The organism is Rhizobium favelukesii, from assembly GCF_000577275.2.
GTDB classification, from domain to species: Bacteria; Pseudomonadota; Alphaproteobacteria; order Rhizobiales; family Rhizobiaceae; genus Rhizobium; species Rhizobium favelukesii.
Window position 1 is genome coordinate 621,428 of sequence record NZ_HG916852.1, and the last position, 18,216, is coordinate 639,643.

14 protein-coding genes, 1 tRNA gene, 3 pseudogenes and 1 riboswitch are annotated in these 18,216 nt (G+C 59.1%); of the genes and pseudogenes, 10 read left to right on the plus strand and 8 right to left on the minus strand.

Annotated elements, in window-relative coordinates:
• The first annotated feature begins 40 nt into the window (after positions 1-40).
• Both phoU and phoB read left to right on the plus strand, forming a co-directional pair.
• Positions 41-754, plus strand: coding sequence for a phosphate signaling complex protein PhoU (gene phoU / locus LPU83_RS41440; protein ID WP_007796220.1), 714 nt, complete (start codon positions 41-43; stop codon positions 752-754).
• A gap of 36 nt (positions 755-790) precedes the next feature.
• A complete protein-coding gene (gene phoB, locus LPU83_RS41445; RefSeq protein ID WP_007529789.1) occupies positions 791-1,474 on the plus strand; it encodes a phosphate regulon transcriptional regulator PhoB in 684 nt (227 codons plus the stop codon).
• Positions 1,475-1,546: 72 nt separating this feature from the next.
• Here phoB and LPU83_RS41450 read toward each other — a convergent pair whose 3' ends face one another.
• Both LPU83_RS41450 and LPU83_RS41455 read right to left on the minus strand, forming a co-directional pair.
• The gene (locus LPU83_RS41450) at positions 1,547-2,893 is read right to left on the minus strand and encodes an IS4 family transposase (protein ID WP_197901946.1); all 1,347 of its coding nucleotides are present in this window, start codon (positions 2,891-2,893) and stop codon (positions 1,547-1,549) included.
• An 80-nt stretch (positions 2,894-2,973) separates the two neighbouring features.
• A complete protein-coding gene (locus tag LPU83_RS41455; RefSeq protein WP_024313157.1) occupies positions 2,974-3,507 on the minus strand; it encodes a GcrA family cell cycle regulator in 534 nt (177 codons plus the stop codon).
• A 427-nt stretch (positions 3,508-3,934) separates the two neighbouring features.
• Between LPU83_RS41455 and LPU83_RS41460 the strand changes: the two genes are divergently transcribed.
• The 3 genes from LPU83_RS41460 to LPU83_RS41470 all read left to right on the plus strand — a co-directional run bounded on the left by LPU83_RS41460 (position 3,935) and on the right by LPU83_RS41470 (position 7,179).
• Positions 3,935-5,131, plus strand: a complete 1,197-nt coding sequence (locus tag LPU83_RS41460; protein ID WP_024313156.1) for an aspartate aminotransferase family protein — start codon at positions 3,935-3,937, stop codon at positions 5,129-5,131.
• 42 nt (positions 5,132-5,173) lie between these two features.
• On the plus strand, positions 5,174-6,091 hold the full coding sequence (argF, locus tag LPU83_RS41465) for an ornithine carbamoyltransferase (RefSeq protein WP_024313155.1): 918 nt from the start codon (positions 5,174-5,176) through the stop codon (positions 6,089-6,091).
• Positions 6,092-6,183: 92 nt separating this feature from the next.
• On the plus strand, positions 6,184-7,179 hold the full coding sequence (locus LPU83_RS41470) for an Hsp33 family molecular chaperone (protein WP_024313154.1): 996 nt from the start codon (positions 6,184-6,186) through the stop codon (positions 7,177-7,179).
• Here LPU83_RS41470 and apaG read toward each other — a convergent pair whose 3' ends face one another.
• Positions 7,180-7,572 carry a Co2+/Mg2+ efflux protein ApaG gene (apaG, locus tag LPU83_RS41475; protein ID WP_024313153.1) on the minus strand — a complete coding sequence of 131 codons (393 nt, stop codon included), beginning with the start codon at positions 7,570-7,572 and terminating at the stop codon, positions 7,180-7,182.
• Between the two features lie 198 nt (positions 7,573-7,770).
• Positions 7,771-8,955 (minus strand): O-succinylhomoserine sulfhydrylase, encoded by a 1,185-nt coding sequence (locus LPU83_RS41480; protein WP_024313152.1) that lies wholly within the window; start codon positions 8,953-8,955, stop codon positions 7,771-7,773.
• 45 nt (positions 8,956-9,000) lie between these two features.
• Positions 9,001-9,079: riboswitch (SAM riboswitch) on the minus strand.
• Between the two features lie 72 nt (positions 9,080-9,151).
• On the opposite strand from LPU83_RS41480, the gene LPU83_RS41485 reads away from it, so the two are divergent.
• Both LPU83_RS41485 and LPU83_RS41490 read left to right on the plus strand, forming a co-directional pair.
• On the plus strand, positions 9,152-10,246 hold the full coding sequence (locus LPU83_RS41485) for a 2'-deoxycytidine 5'-triphosphate deaminase (RefSeq protein WP_024313151.1): 1,095 nt from the start codon (positions 9,152-9,154) through the stop codon (positions 10,244-10,246).
• 483 nt (positions 10,247-10,729) lie between these two features.
• Positions 10,730-10,803, plus strand: a tRNA-Gly gene (locus LPU83_RS41490).
• A 66-nt stretch (positions 10,804-10,869) separates the two neighbouring features.
• Here LPU83_RS41490 and LPU83_RS41495 read toward each other — a convergent pair.
• From LPU83_RS41495 to LPU83_RS75095, 4 genes and pseudogenes are all read right to left on the minus strand, one after another.
• Positions 10,870-11,932: pseudogene (locus tag LPU83_RS41495) on the minus strand (tyrosine-type recombinase/integrase).
• 190 nt (positions 11,933-12,122) lie between these two features.
• On the minus strand, positions 12,123-12,671 hold the full coding sequence (locus tag LPU83_RS41500) for a hypothetical protein (protein ID WP_063828717.1): 549 nt from the start codon (positions 12,669-12,671) through the stop codon (positions 12,123-12,125).
• Positions 12,634-12,870 (minus strand): hypothetical protein, encoded by a 237-nt coding sequence (locus LPU83_RS41505; RefSeq protein WP_024313149.1) that lies wholly within the window; start codon positions 12,868-12,870, stop codon positions 12,634-12,636. The genes LPU83_RS41500 and LPU83_RS41505 overlap by 38 nt, the downstream gene beginning before the upstream one ends.
• Positions 12,867-12,992, minus strand: a complete 126-nt coding sequence (locus LPU83_RS75095) for a hypothetical protein (protein WP_258579773.1) — start codon at positions 12,990-12,992, stop codon at positions 12,867-12,869. Before LPU83_RS75095 ends, LPU83_RS41505 begins: the two co-directional genes overlap by 4 nt.
• Positions 12,993-13,308: 316 nt before the next feature.
• On the opposite strand from LPU83_RS75095, the gene LPU83_RS41515 reads away from it, so the two are divergent.
• The 3 genes and pseudogenes from LPU83_RS41515 to LPU83_RS41525 all read left to right on the plus strand — a co-directional run bounded on the left by LPU83_RS41515 (position 13,309) and on the right by LPU83_RS41525 (position 17,609).
• Positions 13,309-13,716: a hypothetical protein gene (locus tag LPU83_RS41515; RefSeq protein WP_141652532.1), complete on the plus strand. Its 408-nt coding sequence runs from the start codon at positions 13,309-13,311 to the stop codon at positions 13,714-13,716.
• 974 nt (positions 13,717-14,690) lie between these two features.
• A pseudogene (locus LPU83_RS41520) lies at positions 14,691-14,894 on the plus strand (ATP dependent DNA ligase); the annotation flags it as partial.
• A 313-nt stretch (positions 14,895-15,207) separates the two neighbouring features.
• A pseudogene (locus LPU83_RS41525) lies at positions 15,208-17,609 on the plus strand (arylsulfatase).
• Positions 17,610-18,216 lie beyond the last annotated feature (607 nt).

The following is an 18,216-nucleotide window of genomic DNA, read 5'->3' on the forward strand; positions in this document are numbered from 1 at the left end:
CCGGCGTCGGTAACACTCACGATATTCAAGGATGATCCCTATGGCATCGACACATATCTTTTCTGCCTACGACGATGATTTGAAGTTCCTGTCCCGCCGTATCTCGGAAATGGGCGGCCTGGCCGAGCAGATGGTCTCGGATGCCGTTCGCGCTCTTGTAAACGGCGATACTGCCCTGGCCCAGAAGGTCATTTCTGACGACGTGATCCTCGACCACGCTGAACGCGAGATCGGTGACAAGGCAATCGTTACGATCGCCCGTCGCCAGCCGATGGCGGCCGACCTCCGCGAGATCATGGGTTCGATCCGCATCGCGGCCGATCTTGAGCGCGTCGGCGATCTCGGCAAGAACACCGCCAAGCGCGTCATTGCTGTCCAGAGTGCCGGCGTGCCGCGCAAGCTCGCCCGCGGCCTCGAGCACCTTTCCGAACTGGCGCTCGTCCAGCTCAAGGAAGTCCTCGACGTCTATACGAGCCGTGCTGCCGACAAGGCAAAGTCGATCCGCGAGCGCGACGAGGAAATCGACGCGATGTACACCTCGCTGTTCCGCGAGATGCTCACCTACATGATGGAAGATCCGCGCAACATCACCAGCTGCACGCATCTTCTGTTCTGCGCCAAGAACATCGAGCGCATCGGCGACCACGCCACCAACATTGCCGAGACCATCTATTACATGGCCACCGGTGCTCAGCCGGAAGGCGAACGTCCGAAGGACGATACCGCCAACACCGTCGGCGCCGTCACGGAATAGTCGTTCTGCGACCGCGCCCCCAGGAGACCGAAACGAATGATCCCTAAAGTAGCTGTCGTTGAAGACGAAGAAGCACTGAGCGTGCTTCTTCGCTATAACCTTGAAGCTGAAGGTTTTGAGGTCGATACCATCCTGCGCGGCGACGAGGCCGAGATCCGGCTGCAGGAACGCACGCCAGACCTTTTGATCCTGGATTGGATGCTGCCGGGTGTGTCCGGCATCGAGCTCTGCCGGCGTCTGCGTATGCGACCGGAAACCGAGCGCCTTCCCATCATTATGCTGACGGCTCGCGGCGAGGAAAGCGAACGCGTTCGCGGTCTCTCCACCGGCGCCGACGACTACGTCGTCAAGCCGTTTTCGACGCCGGAGCTTGTCGCGCGCGTCAAGGCAATGCTTCGTCGCGCCAAGCCGGAGGTGCTCTCCACGCTGCTGAAGTGCGGCGACATCGAGCTCGACCGCGAGACGCATCGCGTTCATCGCAAGAGCCGTGAAGTCCGCCTCGGCCCAACCGAGTTCCGGCTCCTCGAGTTCCTGATGGCGTCCCCCGGACGCGTCTTCTCGCGTTCACAGCTCCTCGACGGCGTCTGGGGTCACGATATCTATGTGGACGAACGCACCGTCGACGTCCATGTCGGTCGCCTGCGCAAGGCGCTGAACTTCTCCAACATGCAGGATGTCATCCGCACCGTGCGCGGCGCCGGATATTCCATGGAAGCATAAGGCTTCGATGGGGACCGAGCGGCTTTCATCTCGGAAACAAAAAAACGGGCCCGCCTCGTGCGGTAATGCAGTTCACTTAGGTTTGCTTACGGCTCTTATCGGGTATCTGGCAGGCAGTTTTTTGACGACACGGGGGCATGATCGCCCCCGTTTTTCTGTCAGCAGCAAGTCTGCCAATCTGTTTCTCAATCTGGTGAGGTGGGCGGGGATTTTGCCGGGTGCTTCGATCGCCATCCATCCCCATTCGTGACGCAGGTAATGCAGGGCTGTGATAAAGCTTAGTCGGGTTGGCTCGACTTGGGCTTCGGTCGCGACCTCTGCCATTTCGAGCCGCACCAGATTGTAGGCCAGCAACGCGCCCCAGACCTCCTGATAGACAGTCTCCGGCGTGCCGCTTCGCAGGGTCAGTTCGCTACCGAGAAGCTCCTGCTTGAGTTCGCGATAACTTGTCTCGATGCGCCATCGCTCTTCATACTGATGGACGATTTCGCTTGCCGGATAAGTTTGTCTGTCCATCAGCGATGTCAACAATATGCGCTTTTTGCCATGGCTGGTGGTCGTCTCGATGGCCCTGACCTCCCAGAAGGCCGGCAAGTCCGGTTCTGCCTGCCGCGCCTGGGGCGAGACCTTCATGCGCACCCGATAATCGGTGGGGTGCGGATCCAGTCGTTCCCATGTGCTGTTGGCTTTGGCCGGAATCAGCCAGTGACGCTCATGTCCCTTCGTCTGCAATTGCAAGAGAAGGCTGGCACTGAAGAAGCCCTTGTCGAAGACCGTCAGCGAATGGTCCGGAACCCGGTCGAGCAGGCTTTTGGCGTAGAGCATCTCGTTTGTGCCATAGGCTCCGAACACCGCATCACGCACCAGATGCGTCGCCAGCGCCGTCAGCGTCAGCAGCCGCAATTGCGGATAGCTTGCGACAACGCCAGACGCGTAGGCCTGCGCTCCAAAATGCGCCCGGTTCTCCGGGCTGTTGGACGTCCGCAGCGTGCTGCCGTCCACGGCATAACGACAAAGACCCCGCCAGGCACGCCCGGATTGGTGGCGTTCATCCCAGCATGATGCACTCATTGCAAACAAGTGCGCCAACGGTGCCTGACCCAAGCGCTGCCGTGCCTGTGTCAACGCGCTCTTGGCAATATCCGCGTTGACCTCATCGGGCAAAACCAGATCAAGATGGGCCACCACCTCCGGGATCGACTGATGACGATAAAGGGCCAACGCAATCACCAGCCAGACGACCTGCTCGGCTGGCAGCTTGCGCTTGCGGATGCTCGCCTTGCCTGTCGTGGCGAGAGCCTGAGCGATCCAGTCCGGGTCGATCGCCTGCGAAAGAGCCGATAATTCGGCCGAATGTCCAAGGGTGCGTGACATCACAAACAAAAACAGGATGGGAAACGAATCCCCATCCTGAACCATCAAACTTGCCCGCAGCTCACTAAGTGAACTGCATTAGCCCGCGCGGGCCCGTTTTCTTTATTCCTTATCCGGCTTGCGCATCAGGCGACCCGGTTAGCGGCCTTGCGGCGCTCATTGACCGGCTGGTAGGCCATGCGCTGATGGTACGTGCAATACGGGGAGGAATCCGGGGACTCGCAGCCGCAGAAGTGGAAGTCGTCCTTCAGCGGATCGCCGACCGGCCACTTGCAGGTGCGCTCGGTCAGTTCCGTCAGGCCGAGGCGACGCGAAATCGGGACGACCACATTTGCGGCCGGGCGGAAGCGGACTTCCTCGACCGTGTCGATCTCGATCTCTTCCTTGAGCATCGTTGCACCCTGCTGGCGGGTGACGGTACGCGTGGTGATCCGCGATGCGTAGTTCGGTGCGCGCGGCGCCGATGTGGTGCGCTTGGGCGTTCTGACGGTGGTCGTCGAGCCGCCGGCCTTGGCACGACCGGGCAAACTCAAACGGTGAACTTTGCCAATGACGGCGTTACGGCTTACACCGCCAAGTTGCGCTGCGATCTGGCTGGCGCTCAGGCCCTCTGACCACAGCTTCTTCAGTTTTTCAACGCGCTCGTCTGTCCAGTTCATGCCCCTGTCTCCGCCTTATTAGCGTTGGTGTAGGCAGAATCCCTCACCGTTGCCTCGGACGTATCCGAAGCAAGAAACGCTTGCTCGATTTTGGTGACTAGTTCCGCCGCATGCAGTCTAGTAATTGAGTTTTAACCTAGTGTGAGGCTGACTCCGTGACAAGAGTCGGTTGAATCTCGGCGAATCGATTCTCAGGTTTTCCCCAACTTGCTGGGCGCGAGAGTCATTTCTGCAACATTAATTGTTGATAGATCCGGAGCCTCCCGATCGCCGCTTGACGCATGCATCAAAACCTCAGTTTTGTTGACATTGCAGTGCGAAAAGTAAATAGTGCTGCTCGCCGCCGAAAGGCGGCATTTTTAATTTCCGGACCTGCATTCCTTAGCCGGCGTCCGGCTGCTGATGGTTATTGACAGGAGATCGCGCCATGGCTGAAGCCGCGCTTTACGACACCTACTCTCGTGCCCCGCTGCGGTTCGAGCGAGGGGAAGGCGTGTGGCTGATCACCGAAACGGGCGAGCGATATCTTGACTTCGGCGCAGGCGTTGCCGTTACCTCCGTCGGCCACAGCCATCCGCATGTGGTGGGTGCGCTGAAGGAGCAGGCCGACAAGGTCTGGCACCTGTCCAATATCTACGAAATCCCGGGTCAGGAAGTGCTCGCGAAGCGGCTGACCGAGGCTACATTCGCCGAAAAGGTGTTCTTTACGAACTCCGGCGCGGAAGCCCTGGAATGCGCGATCAAGACGGCGCGCCGCTATCAGTTTTCCAACGGCCACCCCGAGCGGTTTCATATCATCACGTTCGAAGGTGCCTTCCATGGCCGCACGCTGGCGACGATCGCTGCGGGTGGCCAGGAGAAGTACCTCGAAGGCTTCGGTCCGAAGGCGCACGGCTTCGATCAGGTTCCTTTTGGCGATCTCGATGCCGTCCGCAGCGCCATCACAAACGAGACGGCCGCGATCCTCATCGAGCCTGTCCAGGGGGAGGGTGGCGTCCGTGCGGCGACCAACCAGTTCCTGAAGGCACTTCGTGAGATCTGCGACGAGCACGGTCTGCTGCTGGTCTTCGACGAAGTGCAGACCGGCATGGGCCGCACGGGCAAGCTGTTTGCACATGAATGGTCCGGCGCCACCCCTGACATCATGGCAGTGGCCAAGGGCATCGGTGGCGGCTTCCCGCTCGGCGCCTGCCTTGCGACTGCAGAGGCAGCGTCCGGCATGAAGGCCGGCACGCATGGCTCCACTTATGGCGGCAATCCGCTTGCCATGGCTGTAGGCAGTGCCGTGCTCGACGTGATCCTCGCGGACGGCTTCCTGCAGCAGGTGCGCGACGTCTCGCTGGTTTTCCGCCAAGGGCTCGCCTCGCTCAAGGATCGCTATCCTGATATCATCGAGGACGTTCGCGGCGAGGGACTACTGCTCGGCGTCAAGGCAGCCGTGCCGTCTTCCGAGCTGCTGCAGGCAATGCGTGACGCTCATCTGCTCGGCGTTCCCGCTGGCGACAACGTCATCCGTCTTCTGCCGCCTCTGGTCGTCACACCGGACGAAGCTCGTGAGGGCCTCGCCCGCCTTGAGCGTGCCGCCGAAAGCGTGCGCGCTTCGAAGGTCAAGAAGACGGCTTAATGGATAATGCCTGCCGCAAGGCGGGCCTGATAGGTAAAGACAATGGCTTCCACCAAACACTTTCTCGATCTCTCCGTCGTTGCGGCATCAGACCTGCGGCTCATCATGGATGACGCCATGTCCCGCAAGCAGGCCTTCAAGGCTGGGCAAGGCGACAAGCCGCTCGCCGGCAAGATGCTCGCGATGATCTTCGAGAAGCCTTCGACCCGTACCCGCGTCTCCTTCGACGTCGGCATGCGCCAGCTGGGCGGCGAGACGCTCTTCCTCTCGGGCACCGAAATGCAGCTTGGTCGCGCCGAGACCATTGGCGACACGGCGAAGGTGCTCTCACGTTACGTCGATGCGATCATGATCCGCACCACCGATCATGCCCGCATGCTGGAGCTGGCCGAGCACGCCACGGTTCCCGTCATCAACGCGCTGACGGACGATACCCATCCCTGCCAGATCATGGCCGATATCATGACCTTCGAGGAGCATCGCGGCCCCATCAAGGGCAAGACGATCGCCTGGACCGGCGACGGCAACAACGTTCTGCATTCGCTGGTCGAAGGGGCTGCCCGTTTTGGCTATCGTATGAATATGGCTGTCCCCCTTGGTTCCGAGCCGAAGGATCACTATTTGAACTGGGCCCGCAATGAGGGCGCCGAAATCATGCTCTGCCATGATGCCGACCGTGCGGTCGCCGGCGTCGATTGCGTGGTGACCGATACCTGGGTCTCCATGAATCAGGAACATCGGGCCCGGGGTCACAACGTCTTCCAGCCTTATCAGGTCAATTCGGCTTTGATGGCACAGGCCAACAAGGATGCATTGTTCATGCATTGCCTGCCCGCCCATCGTGGTGAGGAAGTCACGGACGAGGTGATCGACGGCCCGCAATCCGTCGTCTTCGATGAAGCGGAAAACCGTCTTCATGCGCAGAAGTCGATTCTTGCTTGGTGCCTGGGCGCGATCTGAACCATACTTGACGCCACGTTTGGCCGGAAGGCCCGTTGGCCGCGCGAGCGGATGGACACTCTTGTCTGCCGCTCTCAGACTAGGAGAAGACCATGGCAGAACCTGCAGCCGCCCTCAGCGAATTCAATTTCGCCGGCGATGATCACGTCGTTCCATTTCAGGTTGAAGGGCTGGATGTGCGCGGTCGCGCCGTCCAACTCGGGCCGATGCTGGACGCGATCCTCGAGCGTCATCGCTATCCTGCGCCTGTCGCGAGGCTTCTTGCCGAAGTCGTCGTGTTGACGGTGCTGCTCGGCACGTCGCTGAAATTTGACGGCAAGTTCACGGTGCAGACCAAAGGCGACGGCCCGGTGGACCTGCTTGTTTGCGATTTCTCGACGCCCGAAAACGTGCGTGCTTATGCGCGCTTCGACCAGGGCCTCCTCGACAAGGCCATCGCCGCTGGGCAAATCGAGCCTGAACAGCTGCTCGGCAAGGGTATGCTGGCGTTTACGATCGATCAGGGGAAGTTTAGCCAACCCTATCAGGGCATCGTTGCGCTCGACGGAGCGACCCTCGAGGAAATCGCCGGCGCCTATTTCCGCCAGTCGGAGCAAATTCCGACGCGAGTGCGTCTTGCCGCTGCCGAGCTCTTCGATCGCGACGACGTGGGCAAGCCGCGTCACCGTTGGCGGGCAGGGGGGCTCGTGGCCCAGTTCCTGCCGGTAGCGCCGGAGCGCATGCGCCAGCCGGATCTTCATGGGGGCGACGGTGACACGGCCGGCGGTTCCCACAAGGAAGACGATGCATGGATGGAAGCCCGCTCGCTCGTTGAAACGATCGACGCCGACGAGTTGACGGATCCGCAGGTGGGCACAGAGAGGCTGCTGTACCGCCTGTTCCACGAACGCGGCGTTCGCGTCTACGAACCGCGCGAGGTCTTCGATCGCTGCAGCTGTTCGCGCGAAAAGATCAAGGGCGTGCTGAAGGGTTTCTCTGCCGAGGAAATCGATGACAGCCAGGAAGACGGCGCGATCTCGGTCACCTGCGAGTTCTGCTCGACAACCTACCGCTTCGAAGTGGAAGAGGTGGCTGAGGCTGCCGAGTGATCAGTTCAGGACTCTGAGCAGCCCTGGCGAATCCAGCGAGAAGGCGGGTATTTCGACATCGAAAAGCTCGCCTTCATCCGTTTCCATCTGGTAGTGGCCGAACATCAGCCCTGATGGCGTATCCAGTGGGCAGCCCGAGGAATATTCATAGGTATCGCCCGGAGCAAGCCGCGGCTGTTCGCCGACAACGCCGGCGCCCGTGACCTCATCGACGATCCCGTTCTGGTCTGTGATGTTCCAGTAGCGGTTCACCAATCGCACGGTCGTGTCGGAATTGTTGCTGATGACGATCTTGTAGCCCCAGACATAACGATCGTCCTCCGGATCGGATTGCTCCTCCAGATAAAAGGGTTCGACGACGACTTCAATGTCGCGTGTAAGGGCGCGGTACATGCCTACACCATAGTCAACATACGTTACCGGTATCTTATACGGCGGCCCATCCGTCAATAAACCGATAGGCGATCAAGTCCCGAATGCCTGCAATGGCAAGAGGTTTCGCGTGCTAAGCCTAATTTTAGCCCGCCTCGCGTGTGGCGGAAGCGCATGGCGGTCGGCCGGATCGCAGGTGATCCGGCCGATATGGGCTGATCAGGCGTTCACCTTGGCGAGCGCCTGGGCAAAATCCTCGATCAGATCGTCCGTGTCCTCGATGCCCGCAGAGAGACGAACGGTGCCGCCGGAGATGCCGAGCTCTGCGCGCGCCTCGTCGGTCAGGTTCTTGTGCGTCGTCGTCGCCGGGTGCGTGATCAGGCTCTTGGCGTCGCCCAGATTGTTGGAGATCTTGACGATATCAAGCGCGTTTTGAAGCGCGAAGGCTGCCTCCTTGCCACCCTTCAATTCGATGGCAACAAGCGTTGAGCCGCCCTTCATCTGCTTGGCGACGATGTCGGCCTGCGGATGATCCTTGCGGCCGGGATAGATTACCTTGGCGACCTTCGGCTGATCAGCCAGGAAGTCGGCGATCTTCGACGCATTTTCGGTCTGCTGCTTGACGCGCAGTGGCAGTGTCTCGAGGCCCTTCAGCAGCGTCCACGCCGTGAACGGCGACATCGCCGGGCCGGTGTGGCGGTAGTAGTCTTGCAGGTTCTCGTTGACCCATTCCGTGTCGGAGAGGATCACGCCGCCGAGGCTGCGGCCCTGACCATCGATGTGCTTGGTGGCCGAGTAGACGACGATATGCGCGCCGAGCTCGAGTGGCTTCTGGAAGATCGGGGTTGCAAAGACGTTATCGACCACGACCTTGGCGCCGATCTGGTTGGCGAGCCTGGCAACACCGGCGATGTCGATCACTTCCAGCGTCGGGTTCGTCGGGCTTTCCAGGAAGAACACCTTCGTGTTCGGACGGATCGCCTTTTCCCAGTTCTCGAGATGGCGACCATCGACCAGCGTGCATTCGATGCCGTATTTCGGCGCAAGCGTCTCGACGACCCAACGGCAGGAGCCGAAGAGGGCGCGGGCTGCGACGATGTGGTCGCCTGCCTGCACCTGGCAGAGGATCGCGGCGGTGACGGCTGCCATGCCCGAGGCCGTGGCACGGGCCTCCTCGGCACCTTCGAGCGCGCACATGCGCTTCTCGAACATGTCGTTGGTCGGGCTGCCGTAGCGAGCGTAAATATAGCCTTCGGTCTCGCCCTTGAAGCGTGCTTCGGCCGCTTCCGCGCTTTCATAGACGAAGCCCTGCGTGAGGTAGATTGCTTCGGAGGTCTCGCCATATTGCGAGCGCAGCGAACCGCCGTGGACGAGTTGGGTTGCCGGGCGCCAAGTCTTGCTCATGAATCACCACTTTCAAACAACAAAAAAACCGGCCGCGAAAGCAGACCGGTTTTGCACCCGGTCCTTTTAGCCACTTGTTTAACGTGGCTGCAAGCCGACCGGCCAAATCACCACGGGATAAAGCTGCAATACTGCCGTTCTATGCTTGCGTCAATTCCTTGAGTTTGGTTTTGTCTGCGACAAATATGGATGAGGCATGATGGCTCGCGTAACAGGAATTTTGGCAGATCGTGCGATTGCCGCGCTCTTTGAGGCCGGGCGTCTCACCTCTGAGCGCGATTTAGATCACGACCAGATCCAGCCGGCAAGCCTCGACCTCAGGCTTGGCGCCAAGGCGTTCCGCGTTCGCGCGAGTTTCATGCCGGGCCCATCCCATCTCGTGTCCGACAAGCTCGATCGCCTAAGCCTTCACGTCGTCGACCTCTCCGAAGGTGCCGTGCTGGAGACAGGCTGTGTCTATATCGTTCCGCTGATGGAGCGCCTCGACCTGCCGACCGATATGTCGGCCTCGGCCAACCCGAAGAGCTCGACGGGGCGTTTGGATATCTTCACGCGTGTCATCACCGACTATGCGCAGGAGTTCGATAAGATCCCGGCCGGCTATTCCGGCCCTCTCTACCTCGAAATCAGCCCGCGCACTTTCCCGATTGTCGTGCGCCGGGGCTCGCGCCTGTCGCAGATCCGCTTCCGTGTCGGGCATTCTCTGCTCGGCGAGCCCGAACTTCTGGCGCTGCACGATGCCGAAACGCTGGTTGCCAGCAAGCAGCCGAACGTCTCGGGCGGCGGTATTGCGCTGTCGATCGATCTTGCGGGCGACAAGGACGGCCTGATCGGCTACCGCGGCAAGCATCACACCGCCGTCGTCGATGTCGACAAGAAGGCGCAGCACGACATCTATGATTTCTGGGAGCCTCTCTATAGTCGCGGCCGCAACGAGCTGATCCTGGATCCTGACGAGTTCTACATCCTCGTCTCCCGCGAAGCCATCCATGTGCCGCCGCACTACGCGGCCGAGATGACCCCCTTCGATCCGCTGGTCGGCGAATTCCGCGTGCACTATGCCGGCTTCTTCGACCCAGGCTTCGGCCACGCGCCCGCTGGCGGCCGCGGCAGCCGCGCCGTGCTCGAGGTCCGCAGCCACGAGGTTCCCTTCATCCTCGAAGACGGCCAGATCGTCGGCCGCCTCGTCTACGAACATATGCGGGAGCACCCGGAAAGCCTCTACGGCTCCGGCCTCGGCTCGAACTATCAGGCCCAGGGCCTGAAGCTTTCCAAGCACTTCCGCATTTGAGCGTCCTGGTGTGCTCGGTCGCTGGTTGTCGCTTTCGCGTCGGCAGCCAGAGGGCGCCGTTCGCCATCATTCGGCCAGAGGTGGGGCAATGTTTCTGCCGTCGATTTGAAGGAGCGGCGCGTGATAGTCCGGCCGGTAGAATCTTCTTGAGCCTTGTGGTGTTCGTGCTGTGACGGTGTGGGGTCCTAGATCGCGGACAAGGACCGATGGGCGCGCGAACACACGCTTAATCCTGACATTGTCATGAGTCAGATGAATTGAAGGGCGGTTCGCGCGTGCTTTTGTTTTGTTTGTGAGAGCGCTTATAACGTTCGGGTTATTTGCCGCCAAAGGTATTTTACTATGAAAAGGAAGTATTGATCCGCAGTTGTGACCCCGCCCACCAAACCGCGCGGTGGCTGCAATATCAGAAGTGCCTTGTTACCGTTGTCGGTGTTTGACCGCTTGACAGCGGCCATCATCTGTAGAAAGTCTCGCTCTAGTGCGGGTGTAGCTCAATGGCAGAGCAGCAGCTTCCCAAGCTGAATACGAGGGTTCGATTCCCTTCACCCGCTCCAGCAACCTTTTCAACAAGTTAGATAAGGATTTCGGCCCCGGAACAAACCGTGGTTTTACAGGCAGTTTTACAGCGCCTGTTCGTCGTTCGTGCTTTTCGACTCGATTTTTTTCTGTTCGCGAGCCTCATTAAGCTGACGGATTGCCTCGCGTGTAGCCGCGCCGCGACTGACATAACGACGAATAATCTTCTCCACCTGGTCTTCTTCCCAGCCCATGATTTCCGCAATGACGCGGATTGACAGTCCAGCGGTGTAGAAGTTGGTCGCAGCTGTGCCGCGCAGGTCATGGAAATGCAGATCGCGTTCCTGCATCCGCGCCTCAACCTTGGCGGTCCAAAATGAACTGGCGAGGCCATCTTGCGTCCAAGGCCGCTTGCGGCTGTTGGTGAGAATGATGGGCGAGCGCTTCGGAATTCGGTCTAGAAGTTCATTGAGCGCATCGTAGCGGGGAATGACCGCTTCCTTGCGGTGCTTGCTTTTACCCGTAGATATCACAATGGCATCCTGCCCGACGTGCGACCATGCCAATCGGACCAAGTCGCCCGCTCTCAGACCTGTATGTGCCGCAAGGTCAACGGCGAGGGCAACGTCGACAGAGGCTTCGGGTCTTAAGCTGGGCGATGTCGTCGGCTGTCCAAATGATTTCCGCCCTGGATTGACTGTACAGGTGTTTGATACCTTCGCACGGGTTCGAAGCGATCTTACCCATGGGATCAACGGCGTGAGATAGCAGCCGAGACAGAACCTGCAGCGCGAAATCTGCCGTTCGCGGCGTCTCGGAATACTCACTACGCCACCGAATAATGTGGGGACGGATCTTTTCGGGACGGTTAAACTGCGCGATGCTGAGACCGCCAAATCGATCGGTTATACGGTCGAGCCATGGCGACCAAACGCGCCTTGTTGAAGCAGCGAGCTTGCCGTACTCATGTGTCTTGTAGTGCGTGATCACTGACAGGAATCTGCCGTCGTTTGGCGTCCGTCTGTCGGCGATTGCCTCATTATAGGATTTCATGAATTCAAAGGAGCCTGGAATGCCCTTAAGGGCAGGGCCGCCGCGCCAAGCGTAATAGTAGACACGGCCCTTCGACCTGACTGTATGGATGCCCTTAAGCTCGATTTCGACCATGACGCTGTTCAAATTCCCTCAGTTCGCGATCGAGCTCATCCTCATCAGGTTTACCCGGTGGCGTAAAATGCCACCGCATGCCGCCGTCTGGCAATGTGTCCATTGCAAGTGGCACGATACCGGCTGCTTTTAGGGCAGCGAGGGTTGTAGTGATGTCCGCAGACCTGATGACGGCTCGGCGTCCCATCGCTTACCTTCCTGTCCATGCATCAAATTCGGCGCGAAGCTCTAACCACCGGTTACGAGCGCCGGCGTCGGTGTTCAATTCGTTGCGACTATCGATTTTCAGAAGGTATCGAACGTGGGAGTCCACGCGGACGGCGTCGCTGACTTCAGTCGCGCCCTTCTTTTCGAGCAGAAAGCGCCGGAACATCTGATCGTTCGATCTCATCGCACATTCGGCCGCGTAATTGGCGTTCTTACGCGCATACTCTGCCCGTAGCTGGCGGCGAGGCTTCCAGCGCCGGATCTCAGCGAATGCATCCTGGAGTAGTCCAAGGAGAAAACGTAGATCGTCATGGGCATGAAGCAGGAAGTCGCGGTCAACGTAGCCACATTCGACGGTCAACTGCGCCACGGGGACCGGCTGTGTGTTTGGCCCGATGACGGCGATTAGCTCAGTGCCGGTGCTGCCTAGCTGCCAGTTGGTGCTGGCCTCGGCATGGCGCGCACGTATCGCGGAGAGACGCTTGGCGTCTTCTTTAGAAGCCAAGGATGCCTCCCTGGCGATCGGGCTCATGGGCGGCGGCATACATGGAAACCCAAGGCATCGTGAAGTCTACATAGGCAATTCCGCCGTGGTCACCGGCAACGACGCGGCGTTTCACTACGATCTTCCTGATCTCGATCGGCCGATCGAGCGTCTGCTGACGAAGGTCGCGGCCTTTCAGCTTTTTCAGCTTGCTGGATGAAAGAGGGGTGGGGACGTCGGCTATCACATGTCCCTCCACGGCGAATTGCTCCATGTGTCGTCGGCGCGGAGCGAGCGCAGGCGTCGCCATTCGACGAAGCGGCAAATGGCCTTCGGCAGCTTGCCGATAAGCAGGGCGGTATCAAACAAGAGTATGCCTCTTGCATTCCTGAAAAAGCTGTGACAGCAATTGCGCCACTGGACGAGCCAGACCAGCGGACCCTCCGATCCCCGATGCATCGATATCGGGCAGAGCAGGCCAAGTGCCTCAGGGAACACCGCTACCGGCCCCAGCCTTGAATGCCTCAGTCTGGAGGCGCCGACTCAAGGTCAGTGCTACTGCTATGTTCAGCCACTCAGATAGGTATCCTCGGCTCAGGTTTAGTTGCCGCTATTTATTGCTACTTAGGATTATGCTATAAGTTGCTAATATTCCAGGGGCAGGACTATGGTGCACAAAGGGCGCATGATTGCCACCGCAGCGTATTTGTACGGAGCGTCTTGCCTGTGCTTGAGGGCTCAAGACGCACCGCAACCGCCCGTAAATCGCGCCGGCCAAAATCTGGCGGTTGTAAATCCGCTGACATCCTTCCAGATGTGGGCGTGCTTTCTTTGCGTTTTCATTGGGCTTCTCGTCTTTGCCGGGCAGTTCTATCTTTTGTTAAAGGTAGAAAGAGTTACAGCTGATGACATCGTCAAGAACTGCACGATTACGCTGGTTATAATCGGCGCGCTAATTTTGATTGTCGCCGGCTATAACAGCCAGCAAACTGCTCAAGCGTTCGGGTTATTCGGAACCGTTATCGGCTACCTTTTGGGAAGGTCAGCAGGAAAGAGTGAAGGACGTCAGGAAAGGTCCGGAGGAAGTTCATGAGGCTGAGGTCTCAACTTACTCTCTTTGTTGCGACAACGCTGTCTAGCGCTGCTTATATGCAGGCGGGACCAGTGGCGATGGCGGCCTGTACTGGTGTGGAATGTAATATTCCCCTCAAAAAAGGAACCCCGACTTCCAAAGCGCGCACTGGTCTGCCACCGCCTATTAGCATCCCACAGCCTCCGCCACCGATATCACCCGCACCGGGTGATCCTGACAGCTCCGGTGTTAGCCCACCACCTCTCGCGGAACAGTTCTACCTTCAGAATTTCGGCGATCAACGGATTGCAGCCATCCTACTCACTTCTGAAAGAAAAGCTTGTGGTGAGGTGCAGGTCGCAGCCGGAGGATCCGAAACCGTAGCTGCGTGCGGCAAGTACCTAATTTGGAACGATGGGACTAAGACGCGGGAGATAGAATTTCATCTTGGCCGCGCCTATAAGATCCATTGGGATGGCGTAGGCTGGGCTATCGACGATGTGACAGGCGACATTCAATAGCTGGGCGACCCCTGTGGTCGTCTTTTCTGTATCTAGGGGTATGAGCAAACTCTCATCTCTCAAGCCTCGTCTATCGACCCTTGGCTCTCGTCTCTCTCCGATGTCCTCCACAACGAGACAGGAAGCGGAGACGCAGCGCCATCGTGAACGTGACCAGACGCAGCCATGGCGTGCCTGGTACAAGACAAGCAGGTGGCAGGAGCTCAGACGCGATGTTCTCGTGCGGGATGCCTACATCTGCCAACGGACAGGCGTTCTTTGTATCGGCAAGCACCCTGCAGGCAACAGTCCGGTGGCTGACCACATTAAGCCGCACCATGGTGACGAGCGGTTGTTCTGGGATCCGAGCAACCTGCACTGTGTCACCAAGGCCTACCACGACAGTCAGAAGCAAAAAGAAGAACGCGCGCAGGCCCGTTGGTAAGCCTGTGGCGACCCGCCGAACCTACCCCTGACCCCAAGGGGTGGACCAAAAGTCTGGAAGGCCTCGCCGCCCTAGACCCACCCGTCGAGTATGGGGGCCGGCGCAAGAACCTTGTGTGGGTCCAGCCGACGCGGATTGCCGAGATTGAGTATCGCGCCTGGACACATGAGGGCAAGCTCCGCCACGCCTCATATAAGGGCCTGCGAGAGGTTCAGGACAACGCCGCAGTTTTTGAGATATTGCCGGAAGCGTGAGACAAAGCGGGCAAAAAGCATAATGATCAGGCGAGCAGTCTCGCTGCCTCACGATTCCGCAAGATCATGATTTTGCTCGCTTGCTGTACTCCGGCATGGGGCACCACCAACTCACGGCCTCCCGCCTTCTATTACCGTCGGCTGGATTACTATCACCGTATGCTACGGCGACATACCCCCACTAAATGGCGATCTGACCTTATCTGCAATCGCGTGATAGGATGCGGCCGTCGCTGGTGCAATATGCGCAAGCGTTAGAGCGGAGGCGATCGCTCGCTTCCGGTGCCGAGGTTCTAACAGGGAGCAATCAACGATGAAAACGCGCGTTTATCTAGCAGTGCTCGCCGCCAGTTGTTTTTCATGCCTTCCCGTCTCCGCTCAACAGGTAGTCACCGGGACCGTCGGTTCACCCAGCGCAACCTCCACCATCGACGGGCAGTCGCTGCCAGCAGCGCCACCGGCCTTCGGAGGTACCATCAACTTGGACGCAAAGGACTCCACGTCTTGGTGGCCACCGACTGTGGTGCCTCCCAAGGGCGCTCCGAACGTACTGCTGATCATGACAGACGATGCGGGCTACGGCGTCTCCGGTACCTTTGGCGGCGTCATTCCGACACCGACGCTCGACAGGATCGCGGCTGACGGGCTGCGGTTTACCCAGTTCCACTCCACCGCACTCTGCTCGCCGACGCGCGCAGCGCTGATTACCGGTCGCAATCATCATTCGGCGGGCTTCGGGGTAATCGCCGAACAGTCCACCGGGTTTCCGGGATACGATTCAATCATCGGGCCGAACAACGGCACCATTGGCACGATCCTCAAGGAACACGGTTACGCCACCTCCTGGATAGGCAAAAACCACAACACTCCCACATATGCGATCTCCACCTCTGGACCCTTCGACCAGTGGCCCTCGGGGATGGGTTTCGACTATTTCTATGGCTTCATGGGCGGGGAGACCAACCAGTGGACACCATGGTTGTTTCGCAACCACAGTCAAATCTTCCCATGGAATGAAAATCCCAACTACAACATGACAACTGGGATGGCTGACGACGCCATCAACTATCTGCGCGAGGTAAATGCCGCGACGCCCGATAAACCGTTCTTTATGTACTATGTTCCTGGCGCTACCCATGCTCCGCATCAGCCTACGAAAGAATGGATCGACAAGTTCAAGGGTAAGTTCGACATGGGCTGGAACGCCATGCGCGACCAGATCTTCGCCAATCAGAAACGCCTTGGGGTAATCCCGGAGAACACTCAGCTCACACCCTGGCCGGACGACCTGCCGCAGTGGGATACGCTGGGACCTGACGAGAAGAAGATGTTCGCTCGACAGGCCGAGGTCTATGCCGCGTATGTGGCCTACGCGGACAATGAGATCGGTCGTGTTATCGATGAAGTTCGCAAGCAGGGTAAGCTCGACAACACTTTGATCATCTATATTGAGGGGGACAACGGAACGAGCGCCGAGGGCTCTACCGTTGGCACAGCATTTGACCTTGCGGCTATTCAGGGCATCAACATGCCTGTCGCCGACCAATTGAAATACTACGACGCTTGGGGGGATCCAACGACCGAGCCGCACATGTCGGTGGCCTGGTCCTGGGCATTCGATACGCCGTTCAAGTGGACCAAGCAGATTGCGTCCCACTTTGGTGGTACCCGGCAGGGCATGGCGATGTCCTGGCCCGGCCACATTACCGACAAGGGGGTGTTCGCAGCCAGTTCCATCACGTGATTGACATCGTTCCGACGATCCTTGAAGCGACCGGGATTGAAGCGCCACAGACCATCAATGGTATCGCACAGAAGCCGATCGAGGGCGTGAGCATGGCTTACACGTGGACAAAGGGCGCAAAGGATATGCCCTCCGCGCGCAAGACTCAGTATTTCGAGATGTTGGGCAATCGTGCAATCTATCACGACGGCTGGATCGCCTCCACTACGCCACCGGCTGGACCATGGCTGATGGGGCTCGGCACACTGCCAGACGTGATCGACGGCTATAACTGGGAACTATATAACCTCAACGATGACTATTCACAGTTCAACGATCTCGCAGCCAAGGAGCCGGACAAGCTGCGCGACATGCAGCAACTTTTCCTCGTCGAGGCGGCTAAATACCAGGTGTTGCCGCTGGACAATTCTGTCGCAGCGCGTCTCTTGGCGCCTCGGCCGAGCGCCACTGCAGGCCGCAATGAATTCGTGTATACAAGTGAGCTGTCGGGCCTCCCCGCCGCATCGGCGCCGAGCCCGCTAAACCGGTCCTATACTCTCACTGCGGATGTCGAGGTTCCAGAGGGCGGCGGCGACGGGATGTTAGCCACGCTCGGCGGTCGCTTTGGTGGCTATGGCCTGTACCTGATTAAGGGAAAGCCTGTCTTTACTTACAACCTTCTGGCGCTTGAACGCTTCCGTTGGGCGGGCGAGCAGGCACTGACGCCCGGCAAACACACCGTCGCCTTCGATTTCACCTATGACGGCCCCGGTTTTGGGAAGGGCGGCAGAGGCGTACTAAGTGTTGACGGCTCCAAGGTCGCGGAGCGGTCGATCCCTCACACGATCCCGTTCCTGATGACAATCGACGAGTCATTCGATGTCGGCGTTGATACCCGCACATCTGTCGACGACGAGGACTATCAGGTGCCCTTCCGCTTCACCGGGATGCTCGACAAGGTAACGGTCAAGGTCGGACCGCCGCAGTTATAGGCGACCCCTGTACAGGCGTCACGAAAGCCCGACTTCAGTGCCTCGCGACGGGCACTGACCGTCTGAATGGAAGCCATAGCCCCAATACGCAACAGCAACGGCGGCGCGGCTCACCAATCCTCTCTTGCAGCGATGGGCGGCTGTGGGATTGCAGTTCCCCCCTGTGTCCGCTTAATTGGGGACCAATTGCAGTCGCGGTCAGCGTCGGGAACGGGCCAAAATCCCACATGCTAGCCTCTGCCTGCTCTCCTTGGCTTCGCCCCTGGGTGCTGCTACAATCGGGTTCTAACGTACCCTGGCCTCCTTTTGGATCGGTTGTCTATTCGGCGCGTAGGCTATATGACTATGTATAGGCGGCATCGCTCGAATGCCGGCAGCTCGGAAGTAGCGGGCAAGCGACGGAAAGCGAATGCCTTCACATGGGCACCAGCCGACCATTGACCAAGTCGTGACGTTAGTTCCCAGGCCGCCGGAAGGAATTTCGATCCGCACGTCGCCGTTGTCATTGCCTCGGAGGATTATCTGAAGGCGATGCGGCTGAACCGTTCGACGCTTTCACTTTCTTGCCCGCGGTGTACCGAGCTCGGCAACTTCGGGACAGTCCAGA

Excerpts from the sequence above, each read along its gene's own strand:
- phoU (WP_007796220.1), top strand. The coding sequence starts at position 41 with ATGGCATCGACACATATCTTTTCTGCCTACGACGATGATTTGAAGTTC.
- phoB (WP_007529789.1), top strand. The coding sequence starts at position 791 with ATGATCCCTAAAGTAGCTGTCGTTGAAGACGAAGAAGCACTGAGCGTG.
- LPU83_RS41450 (WP_197901946.1), bottom strand. The coding sequence starts at position 2,893 with ATGGTTCAGGATGGGGATTCGTTTCCCATCCTGTTTTTGTTTGTGATG.
- LPU83_RS41455 (WP_024313157.1), bottom strand. The coding sequence starts at position 3,507 with ATGAACTGGACAGACGAGCGCGTTGAAAAACTGAAGAAGCTGTGGTCA.
- LPU83_RS41460 (WP_024313156.1), top strand. The coding sequence starts at position 3,935 with ATGGCTGAAGCCGCGCTTTACGACACCTACTCTCGTGCCCCGCTGCGG.
- argF (WP_024313155.1), top strand. The coding sequence starts at position 5,174 with ATGGCTTCCACCAAACACTTTCTCGATCTCTCCGTCGTTGCGGCATCA.
- LPU83_RS41470 (WP_024313154.1), top strand. The coding sequence starts at position 6,184 with ATGGCAGAACCTGCAGCCGCCCTCAGCGAATTCAATTTCGCCGGCGAT.
- apaG (WP_024313153.1), bottom strand. The coding sequence starts at position 7,572 with ATGTACCGCGCCCTTACACGCGACATTGAAGTCGTCGTCGAACCCTTT.
- LPU83_RS41480 (WP_024313152.1), bottom strand. The coding sequence starts at position 8,955 with ATGAGCAAGACTTGGCGCCCGGCAACCCAACTCGTCCACGGCGGTTCG.
- LPU83_RS41485 (WP_024313151.1), top strand. The coding sequence starts at position 9,152 with ATGATGGCTCGCGTAACAGGAATTTTGGCAGATCGTGCGATTGCCGCG.
- LPU83_RS41500 (WP_063828717.1), bottom strand. The coding sequence starts at position 12,671 with ATGAGCCCGATCGCCAGGGAGGCATCCTTGGCTTCTAAAGAAGACGCC.
- LPU83_RS41515 (WP_141652532.1), top strand. The coding sequence starts at position 13,309 with ATGATTGCCACCGCAGCGTATTTGTACGGAGCGTCTTGCCTGTGCTTG.